Annotated in this window: 17 protein-coding genes; 6 read left to right on the top strand and 11 right to left on the bottom strand. The window is 50.6% G+C overall.

Annotated features, from left to right (window positions below):
* The first annotated feature begins 65 nt into the window (after window positions 1–65).
* Window positions 66–311, top strand: a complete 246-nt coding sequence (locus tag VB780_RS12760) for a hypothetical protein (RefSeq protein WP_323351537.1) — start codon at window positions 66–68, stop codon at window positions 309–311.
* 68 nt (window positions 312–379) lie between these two features.
* Here the strand turns inward: VB780_RS12760 and VB780_RS12755 are convergent, their stop codons facing one another.
* From VB780_RS12755 to VB780_RS12745, 3 genes are all read right to left on the bottom strand, one after another.
* The gene (locus tag VB780_RS12755) at window positions 380–808 is read right to left on the bottom strand and encodes a hypothetical protein (RefSeq protein WP_323351536.1); all 429 of its coding nucleotides are present in this window, start codon (window positions 806–808) and stop codon (window positions 380–382) included.
* Complete coding sequence (locus VB780_RS12750) at window positions 805–1584, bottom strand: hypothetical protein (protein WP_323351535.1); 780 nt, start codon at window positions 1582–1584, stop codon at window positions 805–807. The genes VB780_RS12755 and VB780_RS12750 overlap by 4 nt, the downstream gene beginning before the upstream one ends.
* Window positions 1585–1954: 370 nt before the next feature.
* Complete coding sequence (locus tag VB780_RS12745) at window positions 1955–2515, bottom strand: site-specific integrase (protein WP_323351534.1); 561 nt, start codon at window positions 2513–2515, stop codon at window positions 1955–1957.
* Between the two features lie 364 nt (window positions 2516–2879).
* On the opposite strand from VB780_RS12745, the gene parA reads away from it, so the two are divergent.
* Both parA and VB780_RS12735 read left to right on the top strand, forming a co-directional pair.
* On the top strand, window positions 2880–3518 hold the full coding sequence (gene parA / locus VB780_RS12740) for a ParA family partition ATPase (protein ID WP_323351533.1): 639 nt from the start codon (window positions 2880–2882) through the stop codon (window positions 3516–3518).
* On the top strand, window positions 3512–3820 hold the full coding sequence (locus VB780_RS12735; RefSeq protein ID WP_323351532.1) for a hypothetical protein: 309 nt from the start codon (window positions 3512–3514) through the stop codon (window positions 3818–3820). Before parA ends, VB780_RS12735 begins: the two co-directional genes overlap by 7 nt.
* 91 nt (window positions 3821–3911) lie before the next feature.
* Here VB780_RS12735 and VB780_RS12730 read toward each other — a convergent pair whose 3' ends face one another.
* The 3 genes from VB780_RS12730 to VB780_RS12720 form a co-directional block, all read right to left on the bottom strand.
* Window positions 3912–5015, bottom strand: coding sequence for a pentapeptide repeat-containing protein (locus VB780_RS12730; RefSeq protein ID WP_323351531.1), 1104 nt, complete (start codon window positions 5013–5015; stop codon window positions 3912–3914).
* A 483-nt stretch (window positions 5016–5498) separates the two neighbouring features.
* On the bottom strand, window positions 5499–6215 hold the full coding sequence (locus tag VB780_RS12725; protein WP_323351530.1) for a hypothetical protein: 717 nt from the start codon (window positions 6213–6215) through the stop codon (window positions 5499–5501).
* Window positions 6216–6245: 30 nt separating this feature from the next.
* A complete protein-coding gene (locus VB780_RS12720) occupies window positions 6246–7361 on the bottom strand; it encodes a hypothetical protein (RefSeq protein ID WP_323351529.1) in 1116 nt (371 codons plus the stop codon).
* A 663-nt stretch (window positions 7362–8024) separates the two neighbouring features.
* Here VB780_RS12720 and VB780_RS12715 point away from each other — a divergent pair.
* Window positions 8025–8552, top strand: coding sequence for an excalibur calcium-binding domain-containing protein (locus tag VB780_RS12715; RefSeq protein WP_323351528.1), 528 nt, complete (start codon window positions 8025–8027; stop codon window positions 8550–8552).
* A 154-nt stretch (window positions 8553–8706) separates the two neighbouring features.
* On the opposite strand, the gene VB780_RS12710 is transcribed toward VB780_RS12715, so the two are convergent.
* Complete coding sequence (locus tag VB780_RS12710) at window positions 8707–9045, bottom strand: hypothetical protein (RefSeq protein WP_323351527.1); 339 nt, start codon at window positions 9043–9045, stop codon at window positions 8707–8709.
* Window positions 9046–9541: 496 nt separating this feature from the next.
* On the opposite strand from VB780_RS12710, the gene VB780_RS12705 reads away from it, so the two are divergent.
* Window positions 9542–9682: a transposase gene (locus VB780_RS12705; RefSeq protein WP_323351526.1), complete on the top strand. Its 141-nt coding sequence runs from the start codon at window positions 9542–9544 to the stop codon at window positions 9680–9682.
* 622 nt (window positions 9683–10304) lie between these two features.
* Here VB780_RS12705 and VB780_RS12700 read toward each other — a convergent pair.
* The 4 genes from VB780_RS12700 to VB780_RS12685 all read right to left on the bottom strand — a co-directional run bounded on the left by VB780_RS12700 (window position 10305) and on the right by VB780_RS12685 (window position 13266).
* The gene (locus tag VB780_RS12700) at window positions 10305–11951 is read right to left on the bottom strand and encodes a hypothetical protein (protein ID WP_323351525.1); all 1647 of its coding nucleotides are present in this window, start codon (window positions 11949–11951) and stop codon (window positions 10305–10307) included.
* 347 nt (window positions 11952–12298) lie between these two features.
* Window positions 12299–12622, bottom strand: coding sequence for a hypothetical protein (locus tag VB780_RS12695; protein WP_323351524.1), 324 nt, complete (start codon window positions 12620–12622; stop codon window positions 12299–12301).
* Window positions 12619–13077, bottom strand: coding sequence for a hypothetical protein (locus VB780_RS12690; protein WP_323351523.1), 459 nt, complete (start codon window positions 13075–13077; stop codon window positions 12619–12621). The genes VB780_RS12695 and VB780_RS12690 overlap by 4 nt, the downstream gene beginning before the upstream one ends.
* A complete protein-coding gene (locus VB780_RS12685) occupies window positions 13078–13266 on the bottom strand; it encodes a ribbon-helix-helix domain-containing protein (RefSeq protein WP_323351522.1) in 189 nt (62 codons plus the stop codon). It lies immediately after the preceding gene.
* 200 nt (window positions 13267–13466) lie between these two features.
* Between VB780_RS12685 and VB780_RS12680 the strand changes: the two genes are divergently transcribed.
* Window positions 13467–13985 (top strand): hypothetical protein, encoded by a 519-nt coding sequence (locus VB780_RS12680; protein WP_323351521.1) that lies wholly within the window; start codon window positions 13467–13469, stop codon window positions 13983–13985.
* Window positions 13986–14121: the final 136 nt, after the last annotated feature.

Genomic DNA, 14121 nt, shown 5'->3' with positions numbered 1-14121 from the left:
TTTGAAGAAAATTAGTTCAGGACTAGTCTAAGTGGTGTACTACCTGAATCCCCTGTTGGGTGAGGATGGCAGCGACCAACCCGGATAAGTCGGCGGCGATCGAATATGAGGGGAATGAGGATTCTGTTTTCTTTTACCAGACCCTGATTTCCCATGCCTACGGCATGTTTGGCCACCCAATCGAGGATGAGACAACCCCGATGGATCTTCACTTTGTTATGGAGATGCTGTTCAAAGGGCAATACACCCTAGTCAAGGGCCAAGACGTACTCGACAGCTATGAGCCTCTAGATGAGAGGCTAAAGATTTAGGGTTTCCCTCTGATGATGCATGGTTAAGCACACTGAGGATGACTTGGGGGACGCCCCAACCACATTACCTAATCGGGAATTGAATTTTTTGGCTTTTCTAATTTTAATTGTTTTTGTTCTCTATATTTCATCACGATTTCCATAGAAAAGTCATCTATTAGCTTTCTTTGATGATAACGCTTTTCTGCATTGGAAAGCCTTGTCTTATCGATTATATCTATAGCTGCCGATAATGCTTGAGCGTCTTCAGGTAAATCTTTTTTCAAAAAATATGAAATACTGAAAGCAGGAATTCCTATCCCCATCCATCCCCAGAGACCCACTGAAGATAGATCGATACCAAACTCCTTAAGTATTAGAGGGGAAAGAATTGTAGAGAGAGTATTCAAAAACCATGCCAACAGTGTTCCCGCTGCTACCCCCTTTGGATTTTTCAGTATTAAATTATCGATAACTGAGAGAGCAATTTTACTGGCAGAATCATTAGCATCGCTCATGCCAATTCTCCTCCCAGGCCTAAATCTGTTTGAGATGCTGTTTCCTCACTGCTTCTATAAATAGGAAATACGCTCATAGAACCATCGTCGGGCGGTTCAATTTTTTCATTGTTATCAATAATATATTGAATGATAAGTTGTGCTTCATGGGGAGAAGAACCAAAAAACTCCTTAGATATTCGATATTTTATGAGGCAAATTCTACTTATAATTACGCAGGCTAAAACTAAAAGTAAAAGATGACCTCCATAGAAATTATGCGATATAAAAAATGATTGGACTAGAAAAGCTGAAGTCAAAGCAGCTGAATAAACTAAAGAGTAACGCAACTCTTCTTTATAATATTCATCTGCTATTGTGAGGTGAACAGTTAGATTATCGACCTCTGGAGACTCAGGTTTATAAATAGAATTACTGAGCATTCTAACAGCGGCTGAAAGAATACCCAATGTGAGGATCGATGAAGCTGTCATAGGCTTTTCCAAAGGGCCTGTTCTAGCGTCAGTGCTAGAAGAAAATGCCTCTATAATCTCTTTCCTTGATGCGTTAGTTCCTAATAATTTATCAATCTCAAGACGCATTTCATCGGTAATCTTGAGCTCTTTAATTGTTTCAAAATACATTTTTTCTACGTTTTTGGTTACGCGATTAATACTTGGCTCATACAGATATGATATGTATTCTGCTATGTATTTACGAAGCTGATTTCCTTGATTCTTTCTTCCCAATCCACTAATAAAATTAGGTGTAGACATACGCGAAAAATTAATCGGCATACACTAAAAATCCTCTAAAGTGGTGAACACCAGATATTACAGACAGCCTCCCCCTAACTGGTAAACCTTGTAACAATTTGAGTGAGGTTCATTGGTTTTTCAAATATAACCTCGAATTAGGCTAAGTGCCTCTATAGCAGCCCCTAACCGTAACTGGGCTAAGGTATCCACTACCCTCTTAGCCCAGACGCAGCCCTGGATCAATACCAGGCACAATAGCCCTAACGGAATTTCACTTCTACCCCTGGCCAGAGCCGAGGGTATTTTGTTGTCTACGCCCGCTGCATGAGGTAGAACCACATCAGCGCACGAACCTTCCTTGGAAAATATTCAGTCTTAAGACACATCGTTCTTCAGAAGGGCGCGTCGATTACTCCACATACCGGGCCGTCATCGTGGGGGAGCTGTGGTCTAGCAGCCGAGCAATCTTGGCCAGGCTGTAGCCCTGCCTGTGCAGGTTGGTAGCAAAGCTACGCCTAAAACTGTGAGTGCTCACCCCATCTAGGTCGATCATCACGCAAACATCGCGCAAAACCAGATCAGCAGCTTGCCGGGTAATGTAGCTGCTGCCTTTCGCATTATGCCTAGCCGGGAATAGGTGGCCAGCCTGAGGGATATCGTAGGCCGCCAGGAAGGGCCGCAGGGCATCCACCACCATCGCTACCCGTGGCTTTCTAGTCTTGGTGTTCTCGCGCCGAAAGCTGATCCGGTCAGTGCCGATGTCGCTTACGTCGAGGCTCAGCACCTCAGAGATTCTAGAGCCGGTAAAGTAAGCGATCGCGAACACCGCCCGCCACTTGTCACTAGGCAGCTCCGCAAAGATGGCCCCCAGGTTTTCGGGGGTTAAGTTGCGCGCCTGGCCCCGCCGATCCACTTTGCGGGCCTCGGGCAGCTCGATCGAACCCAGTTCAAAATCTGACGCCGTGAACATGGCCTACCTCTGATTGCCCTCCCACCCTACTTGCTCTTTTGCTATTTCAGCAAGTAGAAACCAACGCAAATAGGGGCTTTCCGGGTATTAGGTCATGCGGTCGTTTTTCGTCTCACATGAGACTGCCCAAAACCCTTGATTTCTCGTTAGCAAGTCTTAGAGCTAGACGAATGAGACAGAAATTGCATCATTATGAGTCTCACACGTATCTAAGTAAGCACGTGTCTACTTGAACACTTATGTACTTGAGCACGTTTTCACTTATTTACTTGCTTGTGTGACTACTTGAGCACGTGAATAAGCCTGTTAGCTTCAACAAGGCGTAATATTCACTTGAGCACTGATTTACTTGAGCACGTGCCCAATGATAATAACCATCGCCTCATTAAAAGGGGGTAGCGGTAAAACATCGTTATCGGTTCACCTTGCCCACGCGATCGCCTTGGCTGGCCGTAAGGTGTTGCTGGTCGATGCTGACCCCCAAGCTTCAGCAAGTACGTGGGCAAGTGCCCGTGAAGAGAAGCCGCCGTTCTCCGTCGTGGGGATGGCCAGAGATACCCTGCACCGTGAGTTACCCGACCTGGTGGCCAACTATGACCACGCACTGATTGACACCCCTCCACGTACCAGCAAGTTAACCGGCTCTGCCATTGTGAGCAGCGACCTGGTGCTGATTCCGGTACAACCATCGAGCTATGACGTGTGGGCAGCTGCTGAGACCGTGGCCATGGTCGAACAGGTGCAGGGCATTAAGCCCGACCTTCTGGCCGCTTTCATCGTGAACCGGGCCATCGGTCGAACGGTGATCGCCCGTGACATCCTCGATGCTCTGGAGGACTATCCTTTCCCAGTGCTGCCTACCAGCATTGCTCAGCGGGTTGCGATCGCAGAATCCAGCGGGGGGCATACCGTGTTTGAGGTAGAGCCCAGCGGTGCGGCTGCACGGGATTTTAGGGCACTGGCTAAGGACGTTTTGAAACTGACGGGGGTAGAGAAGTGGTAGAGAAGAAATCAAGAATTACCCGTAAGCCAGCACCTAAGCCAGAGGCTGTAGAGGGCTTTCTAGAGCAGCTGGGCACCGATCCAGAATCTACTAGGTTAACGGCACCCACCCCACCGCCAGCAGCGCCTGTGACTCCCCAGGATGATAAGGACAAGGGCAAGGCATTCCCACACAGGTTGAGCGCCGACTTCACCACCGATCAGTACAAGCGCCTGAAGCGGGCCGGGTTCGAGACCGATCAGCCCATGACCACGATTGTTAGAGAGGCTGTCGAAGACTGGCTTAAAGCACGTGGATACTGATTCACTTGGGCACGTACTCAAATAGACAAGTATATACTTGCACAAGCTAAGCCTATCTCTTATCAAGAGGTAGCCAGTAGTTAGGACTTGATCAACGCCTTAATAGGGAGGGAGCATCTGAGCTGGGAGGAAATATAGCTCCACGGTCTTGTAAATCTCTCCTATCCGCCTCTGAGAGTCCTTGGTTATTCCCAAACCTAGTACCAGTTACATCAGCATACGTGAGGTCAGCGCCTGTAAGGTCAGCGCCTGTGAGATCTAAATAGCTAAGATTAGCTCCGCTGAGGTCAGCATACCTAAGGTCGTGGGGGCTGAGCAGGGCGTGGTCAATGTCGCGAATAATTTCGCGGTCGCGGGAGAGATCACGAGCGATTTCGAGGGCAAGGTCACGGTCACGGGAAAGATCACGGGCGCGGTCACGGGAGAGGTCACGAGCGATTTCGAGGGCCTTGGCATGGGAGAGTTCGAGGCCGAAGCCGAGGGGGAGTTCGACGGCGATTTCAAGGGCAATTTCGAGAGCGCGGACAAGGTCGAATGCACCGGCGCGGGAGAGGGTACGAGTGAAGGTGCGAGCGCGAGTGCGGGCGTGGTCGAGCGCGCGCGTGAGGTCAAAGACACTGGTATGGTCACAGTTATGCCGTAGCGCTTGAACAAGGCGAACCTTACGGGCATCCGAAGAACTGCTATCAACCAAAGATAGTGATTGCAAAGGTAAGTCAGTTAGTCCTTCTAGTTCTCCTGCTTCAAATAGCTCTTGCAACTTTGCTACCCCTTCGGGCGTTCCAGTCACTAAGGCTTTTATGCTTCCCTCTTTGAAAAATGCAATGTCGATAGTGTCGTCCCCTGTCTTTTTTCTCAGCAGTTCAACAAAAGCCCTAAGCTCAGCAGCAGTCGAGTTGTTCACTTTGCCACTCATCACAAAAGCTAGAGCCTGCTCAGCTGTCCTAGATGCCTTAGGAATGATCTTACTCAAAACCTCATCTACAGAATGCAAACCCGGCCCTATAGGACTCTTAGCCCACTCCAGTAATTTGTTGGCGCGATCGCTCTGAGCAGCAGAGCTACCGGGAACATTTCCACTTGGTGGATCAAGGGTAAAGACCACCTGAGCGAACTGAGCTTCAGGCAAAGCATATAGTGTTTGGATTAAGCGGAGTCGATCCTCACTTGATAATTCCTCCCGCTGCATATCCATTGCTGCCGTCTCCACCAGACCTAGCCCTAACTCTTTTGCTTCATCATACGGGTCAGCACCAGGCCGGGTGCCCTGGATGTTTAATCCCTTTCCCTACCGCCTGCTGGAAATGAGATTAGAAACGCTAGAGCCTAGGGAGCCCTGAAAGCATTTCCATCATATCCTTCACTCTCAGGGTAGTCATTCCGTAATGAGCTCTAGCGCACCCCTCCGATCGAGCAAGGCGGGGTCGAGACCGATCAGCCTATGACCACAATCGTTAGAGAGGCCGTTGAGGACTGGCTTAAAGCACGTGGGTACTGATTCACGTGAGCACGTGCTCACGTATCTGCAATGTCTGGATTGTAATCTAGCAAAAGCATCCCGAACAGGTCAGCAGCAGCAAATCTATCTCGACTCATCCATCTAGGGCACCCTACACACCTCCCTAGGGGGGAGGGGCAAACTAGAAAGGGCGCGATCCAGGGATAGTCAAATGGATAATTAATCTTCTTTGGGTTCTCCCTTCTTAAATCGCCTCTTAAGAAGTAGTAAGAACAAAGATCTGGAAAACCAAAATGTCGTAATTATCGCTAAAGCAATGATGATATATAGAAATAGTTTTCCTAGAGATGGACTTGAGTAAGTTTCTGCTATATAGCTCGAAATAATATTAGAAATTTTGTCTAGCTCTAGCGCTATTTCCGCCAATTCATTTTTCTGATCTTGGGGCAAAAGAGGATTATTTGCGGGACTTTCAATTAGTGTTTTAGTTGCTTCAACATTCGTTTCTATTTCACTAAGGTTTATTGGGGTTACTCTAGGATCCAGGTGACCAAAATAGAAAACCATCAAACCTACTTCTTCTTTTAGAGATCTGATAAGGGCTCCTGATGACTCAAAATCACCTCTGCTTGCCGCTGAGGATATGGATAATGAAATCCGGAGCAGTTTCTGAGATTTCTCTTCAGCAGTCTCATTGTCGAGAGAGGCTGCTCTTCCAGGAGTTAGTGTCTCGCCAGAAAAAGTTGTTGCGGGCTCAAGAGGTTCTTTTTCTGCTCTAAAAGACAACCAGGTCTCAACAAGACCTCCAGAAACAGTCATAAAAGTAACAAGAACCGTTGTTATAGAAGGAAGAACAGCCCCTACAAGAAGCAACATCCTATTGAAGGTTTCGGAGCTAACTTCAATTTTATTGTCTTTCTGATCTGGCTCATTCATGATGAGTATTTTGATAGAAAAAGATCAAAGTCAAGTCTTACCTGTATTGCGTACGTCACGAACTGTAGAAGGTAGGACTCCTATGAGAAGAGCAAAAGCTTCATCGGGGATTTTTTCTACTACAGACTCGTCAAAGTATGAACGAAACTGTTCAAGTAACAGCAGGACACGATCCCTTGATAGAGGTTTATCTGTAAAATTCGTAAGAAGGCGTAGCCACTGGGTTCTAATTTTTATTGCTTTTTGTAGATCATCGCTCGACTCAGGTTTGATCAAAGACAGGCTTCCAAGAGCAACTGCATCAATACAATCCTTGTCTATTTCTCCTCCAACAGCTGCTCCTGGCCCTGCGAAATGGGAAATAAAGCCATAATTTATTATCAGGCCATTTCTGCGCCGAGAATTGACAATCCATAGTTCGCCACTATGGAGACTGTCCAATATATCTTGATTATCAGGCGTACCTTGTCTGGTTTTAACCAGATTTGATTTTAGCTCTTGGAGTAACTGAACCCTTGAATTTCCGTGAAGGAAATGGCCGCTACCAGATATTTCGGAAGCATATTTTCTTTCATTCAATACTCGAACCTCTGCCAGGCTCTGTTCCAAAGAATTTATCAAACGATCATTTCTAGAATCTGAATATTCTTCGGATTCAAAATCGATATTATCAACAGCTATGTCTGCGAGGGATGTTAGTTCTCCTTTGTCGAATAGCTCCTTCAGCTTATGAAGGTCATCCTCTGAGCCTGACAGATGAAGAATGACGCTTCCTCTTTGTACGTTGAAAACCTCTATAGAATCACTCCCCACTTTTTGTTGGATATCGCTTAGGATATCTCCCAGTTTTACGGCATCCAGCTCATCTAGACTAAACTTGAGCGTGACTGTGAGTGACTTTACCCTCTTATTCTCAGGAGGCCGCTCTCTCACATAAGAAATTACTTCTTCCAGTTTTTCCATTCCGCAGCCAGAAGAACCTTCAACCCATTCCAGGAGCTTCGCAGTACGAAGCCCCAAAGCAGTATCATAATTAGGCATTATTCCAGAGGGTATGGCCAATCCTATTTCAAGTTTCAGAAAGTCTGGTAGCGGCAGGCTGCATAAAACCTCAAATAGCTCAAGTCTCTTCTTAGAATCGGTCATTTGGTATAACACCATGCACTTCTATATAGAGTGGATAGAGTGGCAACTTACCTAAGATCTTTCCTGAAAGGATTATGTAAATCATACCCTGGTGCTTCGAATGTCCTAAGCATTCACCCCCTATGCCGCGAGCCGTGCGATGTAGCCCAAAATTTTAGAGGTGTCTTTTGACAGGATCGGGTGTCTGTACCATAAGCTGCCTAGGGCTATTGGCGAGGGCCATAATCGCCCCCTTCAGGTAATCCAACCGGGCTAACCACCTGGCCGCTGCTATCGCCCTCTGAATGGCTCTAGTGGTCGCTAAGTATCAAGGTGGAAGCTACCCAGGCCATCCCAACACCATCGACCGCAACCCTCAAAGATAACGGGAATAATGGTAAGGCATTCCCACACAGGTTAAGCGCCGACTTCACCACCGATCAGTACAAAAGCCTGAAGCGGGCCGGGTTCGAGACTGACCAACCCATGACCACGATTGTTAGAGAGGCCGTCGAGGATTGGCTTAAGGCACGTGGGTACTGATTCACGTGGGCACGTGCTTGCTTGGCCAATGGAATATGTGCTTACGTGTCATCGTAGCTAACACAAACTTTTCGTGAAGCGTCCAGACAGCAGGGAACCTGAAGCGTAGGGATAGGCAGAGCACTTTCAGCAAAGCCCCCCATGATTAGGTCTATCGCCTCCACCGCTGCCCTGATTGGGGTAAGCCTACTGCTGCCTACTGCTGCCAGAGCCGACTACTCAAACATCGATCACTACTGCTACATGGTGGATGGGACTGGTGCAGTTGTTGACCTCAACCACTTTTGTCTCAGAAGCACTCCTGAGTTGGCCGAAATAGCTAGCGTTGAAGAGGCTGCCCCTATCACTGGCCAGGTCTGTGCCGATTTTGCATCATGGGGAGAGGCCCAGCACCACTTTGAAGCGGGGACTGCCCCCAGCAGATTAGATGGCGATAATGATGGAATCGCTTGTGAGGAGCTGAAACGGGTGATTCGTTCCGGGGGAAATTCTATCTTCACGAATCGCAATTCCCAGGGAGATTCTATTCAAATCATGAGGGAAAGCGGAACCGGAACCGAGCATTATCTTCAGGTGACCCTTGGGGGAATTGCTTTTACCTCTAAATCTTTCCCAACGCAAGAAGCCGCACGCGACCACATGTATGCCTATTACGGCGACTTGATCTAGATGACCTCTACCAGAGATTACGAATCAGTCTGCCGCCAGCCCCCCCACAAGGCAAAGACCCACAGGTGCGACTAGCTAAAAACACGTGGTTACTTATTTGCGTAGGCACGTGAGCACGTGTCCCTAGGTCTCCCCGGTGAGAGGGGTTTAGAGTTTATGCCACCCCTACCGTGGCGCTCTTGTCCCAATCCAGGCTGTAGCCCTTCTGCCGGGAAAAGTTCCTCAGTGTGGCCCGCGATATCTCAGCACCAGAAATATTCGCAACCCAAGCGTGGTACTCATCATGCACCGCGCCGCAGATAACTATGAGGTTGTCCTCGTCAGCGGCCAGGGCTGGATTAATGGACTCAGCAACAATGTGGTGAACGTGCTTCTCATGCTCTCGACCAAAGACCTGCCCGGTGAGCTGGCAGGCTTGGTACTTAGACTTGAGCCGTTTTATCAAGGCGTCCTTGATGCTGTCCAATTTCTTAGCTTCTATGGAGGAATCCACAGCTAGCTGTGGATGGGCCGCGACGATGTAGGCCAGGAGTGCTGAACTAGCCCGGTAGTCAGATGCCCTCTGTGGTCTATCTGTAGCTGTAGCGGCTCGCAAACAGCGAGACTCATGCTCGCAAACAAGGCGATTTTGGGCTCAGATTAAGTGCGAATAAGAGTGCCTCGATGCTCACATTATTTGCGAATGGGCTCAGATTAAGTGCGAACAGCTTGCAAACAAGACCTTCGGCTCACATTAACTGCGAATAAGCCGAAAGGCTCTGGCAGCAAAGCATTCAACGATTTTTGGCCGACTTGAATAGCTGCTCTGTGACGCAACTATCCAAATTTTGAGAAACGGCTTAAAGTGTATACAGGATAAGGCTTTCTGCAACTGAGCTGAGTGCAGTGGCAGGCTATGAGACTCACGGATTTCCGGCGTTTGATGACTATGACCTTATCTCGAAAAAGTGGACATTCCCGAAGAGTCGACAAGGAAGGAGAATGTTCAAATGACCCAAAAACCGCGCAGGACATTTACAGACGAGCAAAAAACGGAAGCTGTTCGCATTGTGGGCCAATCGGGTAAACCGGTCAGCCAGGTGGCTCAAGAAATGGGTCTAACTGAAAGTGCACTGCGTAAAGGGGGTTGAGTAGTAATGGAACAGGAACCTACGCTAAGGCTGAAAGCCTTGCAGGTAGGGCTTTTCAGAACCCATTTTTTGAGGTTCATTGGTAGACGCTCTTGTCCCAGTTGAACAGTGCCCTAATTGGTACAGAAAAATAGAACGGTATATCAAGGGTTCCAGCCCCTTTCTGTCAGAGAGGTTCAATTGGTACAAAAATTAGAAGTGCTTAGCGTAGGTTTCTGTTCCATTACTACTCAACCCCCTTGAGTACGCCCTTGATGCTGTGCAGCACCCGATCGGCGTCTCAACGTACATGGTGCGTGACGAACTCCCGCCAGCTCTGCAAGATAGCCTACCAACTGCCGAGCAGCTGGAAATGGAGTTGGAAGCCGCCGTGAAAGAGCTGGGAGACGATCAGCCAGATGAGCAGTGAATTCAGCTTTACCTATAACCCTACTTGCTCAAGCCGAATCCAGGCTTCTCGTTGTGAGCAAATAGTGCTACAACCCGTAGCACTATTCCTTGGGGAAAGAACCAGCCGTTAATCAACAAGCTCAACAGCTCAGGACTCTGATTTGGGTCACCCTGAAAAGACTTAAGGGTAAGGGTTTCAGGTACCTAGACCCTCTAATTTGCATCACCCCACTTATCTATCAATCACACGCAGATGATAGAGCAGCAGGAACCGCTCATCTTCCGTCAGCTCAGGCCATCGCTTGCCCTCAAATCGGTCAGCAATGAACTGGCGAATCACCTCCACAGACCAACCCAGGCTCCTAATTTGGTTTTGAATCTGTTCGTGCAGAGCTGGGTCGTAGGCCGCAGGCTCTGCCTCCTGTGGAAAAACAGGTTCATCCCCCCGCACCCCCCTCTCCGGAGGAGAAGAATTTGTATCCGACCCCAAATCACCGGCGCAAAGCGCCTCACCCTTCATATATCTCTCCGAGGGGTGTAATTCCTTGATTTCAAAGGGTTCTGATGATTCTGGCATGGCTCCAGAACTAGCCTCTTCAGGGGCTAGAAGGCTTGCTAGCTGGGCTATTACACCCTCTTGGTGGGCAGGGTGCCAGAGGCTGAGGTGCTTGTAGAGGGTCTGCTGGCTGACTTTGGCCGCCTGGGCGATCGCCCTAGCTCGGGCCGTGATCTGCTCAGGCAGCTCTCCGGCCTGCTCTAGCTCGGTATAGGCAATACAGATGCGGTGCTGGGCATCTTCAGCCTGCTGCTGGTTGAAGGGCACCAGGGTGTTCTGGGGATGGCTGGTGTCGCGGCTGGAGGTGGTGCCCAGAGGCCAGTAGTAGCCTTCGACAGCTCTAGTCCAGGCGGTGACTTTGCGCTCGATGTCGTGCTGGTGGCGGCAGTACTGCTCGTAGCCGGGGCAGTTGAGGGCGATGCGCAGGGTGTAATCAGTCAGGGCTTGGCCCTGGATGCCCTCGAAGACGTGGCCATAGCAGGCAATGGTTTTCAGCAGGTGGTTGGTTTGGCCGTAATCGGTCCAGCCTTCGGTGATTTCGAGGTCGAGGTCGTGTCGCCAGCTCTCGACGGGGTGGCTGCGGCGTTTGGGCCGCTTGCGATGGTTGTCGCGGCCTATTTTCATCGCATGGAGCAGGGTGTCCATGTCTTGATGGCCCGCTGCACCGTCCCAGAGCCAGAAGAACCGGGCTAGGCTGCTGCCGATGGGGTTAAGGGCATCGTCGAGCAGGCAGGAGCCGCTACCCGGCTGGAGGGGCAGCCGGTGACCCATGTATTCGATGAAGGTTTGAACGCCGTAGGCTTTGACGTTGGGGAAGATTTCGAGCTGCCCGGCTTGGAGTCGAAACCCCTGGGTCTGGAGACATTCTTTGAGGGTGACGGCCAGGTTGAAGGTGTTGACCAGCTCCGCAAAGGGGAGATAGAGGTGCAGGCCGCCGCTCCAGCTGGAGCGAATCAGCAGGGTACGGGTGATGCCAATAGTCTCTAGGGCGGCGCGGATCTGGGCGACGCCTTCGGCGGTGCAATAGTCGCCGCCAGCGTCGAGGTCGAGCAGGGCGTAGCGGGTGTCGTGGGTAAAGCGGACGCCAATTAGTTGGTTGGCGTCTTGCCACTGGTTCCAGAGAACGCGGGGCCGCAGCGGGTAGGTATTAACAGTCGTCCAGGCGGCTTTGGTGGTAGCGTCATCCGGCAGGTCAGCGCGGATGAAGTTCCAGGGGTAGTGGCCAAAAATTTCACACAGCCGCTGGCCGGTGGGGTCAGCGGGGAGGGGTTCGGAACGGGGAGTCTTACGCGACTCCTCGCCCCATCCTAGCGATGCGGTCATGGGGGGCCTCTCTCTCCTAAAAAAGAGCAATGAGTATTGCCCCGAGAGAGATCCGGTGTTACCATAGCCGCATAAGAATACTTTGCGCGACTCGGGACTGGTCCTCTCGGGTTTTCGCTTTTTAAAGAGCCGGTGGCATTCGCTGCCGGTTCTTTTTGCGTATTAAGGGTCTGGTCAGGACGCTTAACACTGATTCACGCGATCGCTAGGTGGTCAGCCCAGCGGGGCGTCAATCATTGCCGGATCATAGTACAGGTGTCTAAACCGGGCAAGCAGACTCTAGATATTTGATTTCATCGGGTTTTTGGGTTGGTATCGGCCTCCTAACGTGCGACAAAAGACTGTGGTTACCGCTCGATCAGCGGTAGTTGCCAGAGCTCTAGACCAGCGTCGTGGAGCTGCTGTTCTAGTTGAGCTACTTGTTTGTGCAGAGCATCGTGTTCTGCGTAAGCTTTACCCCGATCAGAAGTTTGTGGCGTGTAACTACTGACCTGTAAGGCTTTGAAGGCATTCAAGCACAAAAAGTTTGATCCGTTCTGCTGAGCAGTCCCAACCACCTCAGCCGCGCTGGTGATACTCATCCGGCAACTACCATCGGGCATCTGGAATCCAGCAATCGCCAACGGGCCGATCGCAACCGTGGCGCGTTTAGCTCTGTTGCTAGTGGTCATCCTGCTACCCGCTGCCATAGCCGGGCAATCTCTGCGAGCATGGTCTGGAAGGTCTCGCGAAAGGCCCGGTGCTCGCTTTCGTTGAGGGTGCGATCGCGGTCAGCGCGTTGTCGGTCTGCTCTAGCTTCTTCCAGCAGGGTATTGAAGCGCTGGGTATGCTCCTCATGTAGGGCATCAAAGCGAACTCGGTCAATGCCCTGGTTATGGGCATTGTCGTCAATGCGCACTGCCAGATCGGCCCTGGTAGAGCTGGTAGCCTCTTCGGTTTCGATCTGCACCTCGTCAATGCGACTGCCCCAGGCTTCGATGGCGCGAGCATTGGATTCGGTGATCTGCCGTGTGGCCTCCAGGTTTGCCTCAAAGCGATCCATTCGTACAGCGCTGGCCGCGTTGGACTCCGCCACGGTGGCCAGCAGGGCTTCTATTCGGTCTAGGCGATCGCTGCTATAGGTCATCTACTTACCCTCAACTGGTTGATTAGGGGGAATTTCGCCCTGCTCTTTTGCAGTTCGCATTGATAGCTCAATGGCGATCGCCGCCGCTGTAGCTATCGCCTGTCCCCTTGCATCGGCCCAGCGCTGCAAATCGCCAGCAACAGTGTCCGGCAGTGTGATTGTGATCCGCCTGGGCATCAGTTCAGTCATGAAAATACGCCTTAATACTACTTCAGATCACCTCAAAAGCAGCTATGAGCTGCAAGCTTGCTTCAAAGCATACCTCAATATGCTTTGGATATGCTAATACTGTAACTATCCGTGGAACGCACTGGAACAACCGGGTTCCACTAAACCGCCTAAAGCATTGATTTACCGAAGTTTCGAGCTGTAACAAGAGGTGTAACGACGTGGAACGTCAACCACTATCAATTCGCAAGTTTGCCGAGGTCTGTGGGGTCTCCCACACCGAAATCGGGCGCAAGATGAACGCCCTGGGTATCTCAGGAACGCCTCAGGGCAAAGGGTTACCCACATTGCTGAGTCCGGCTGAACAAGACAGCATCGCTCAAACCCTGTTTATCCCTGATAAACCGCCCGCCGCACCCGCACAACACGTCGAGGTTCTGGGCAGTGGTTTATCGGTTTACACGCCCCCGCCGCTAGCAACTCGGGGCGTCAACAGCGAGTTAAGCCGCCACCTGCAACAGCAGCAGCTCACCCAGGCGCTGGGGGCGTTTAAGGGCAACCAGTCCAGTTTTAGGAACGCCCTGTTGGGCATGGCGGCTGAGTCGGGTCGCCAGCTGGGCCATGAGATGGCCGTTACCGAGATGAACTCCGCTCTGGCCACCCACGCGCAACTGCAACAAACGGTGGGAAAGGAACTGGGCGTCGTTGCGGATACGCCCGATACCGCTGCTGCTGGTTAGGGGGTTTAGCCCTGATAACCGCCGTTTTCATCCTGTTAACGCCGTAACTCTGGTCATAACGCCATGGAAGCTAAATTCACTCCCCCTGCCGTCCCCCTCGAATACCGTCGCGAGGTCGTTGGCGGTGCATCGCCCA

Source organism: Leptolyngbya sp. CCNP1308, assembly GCF_034932455.1.
In the GTDB taxonomy this organism is placed as follows: Bacteria; Cyanobacteriota; Cyanobacteriia; order Phormidesmidales; family Phormidesmidaceae; genus Nodosilinea.
Note: the sequence above shows the minus strand (reverse complement) of the source record. Positions and strands in the feature narration are given on the sequence as shown.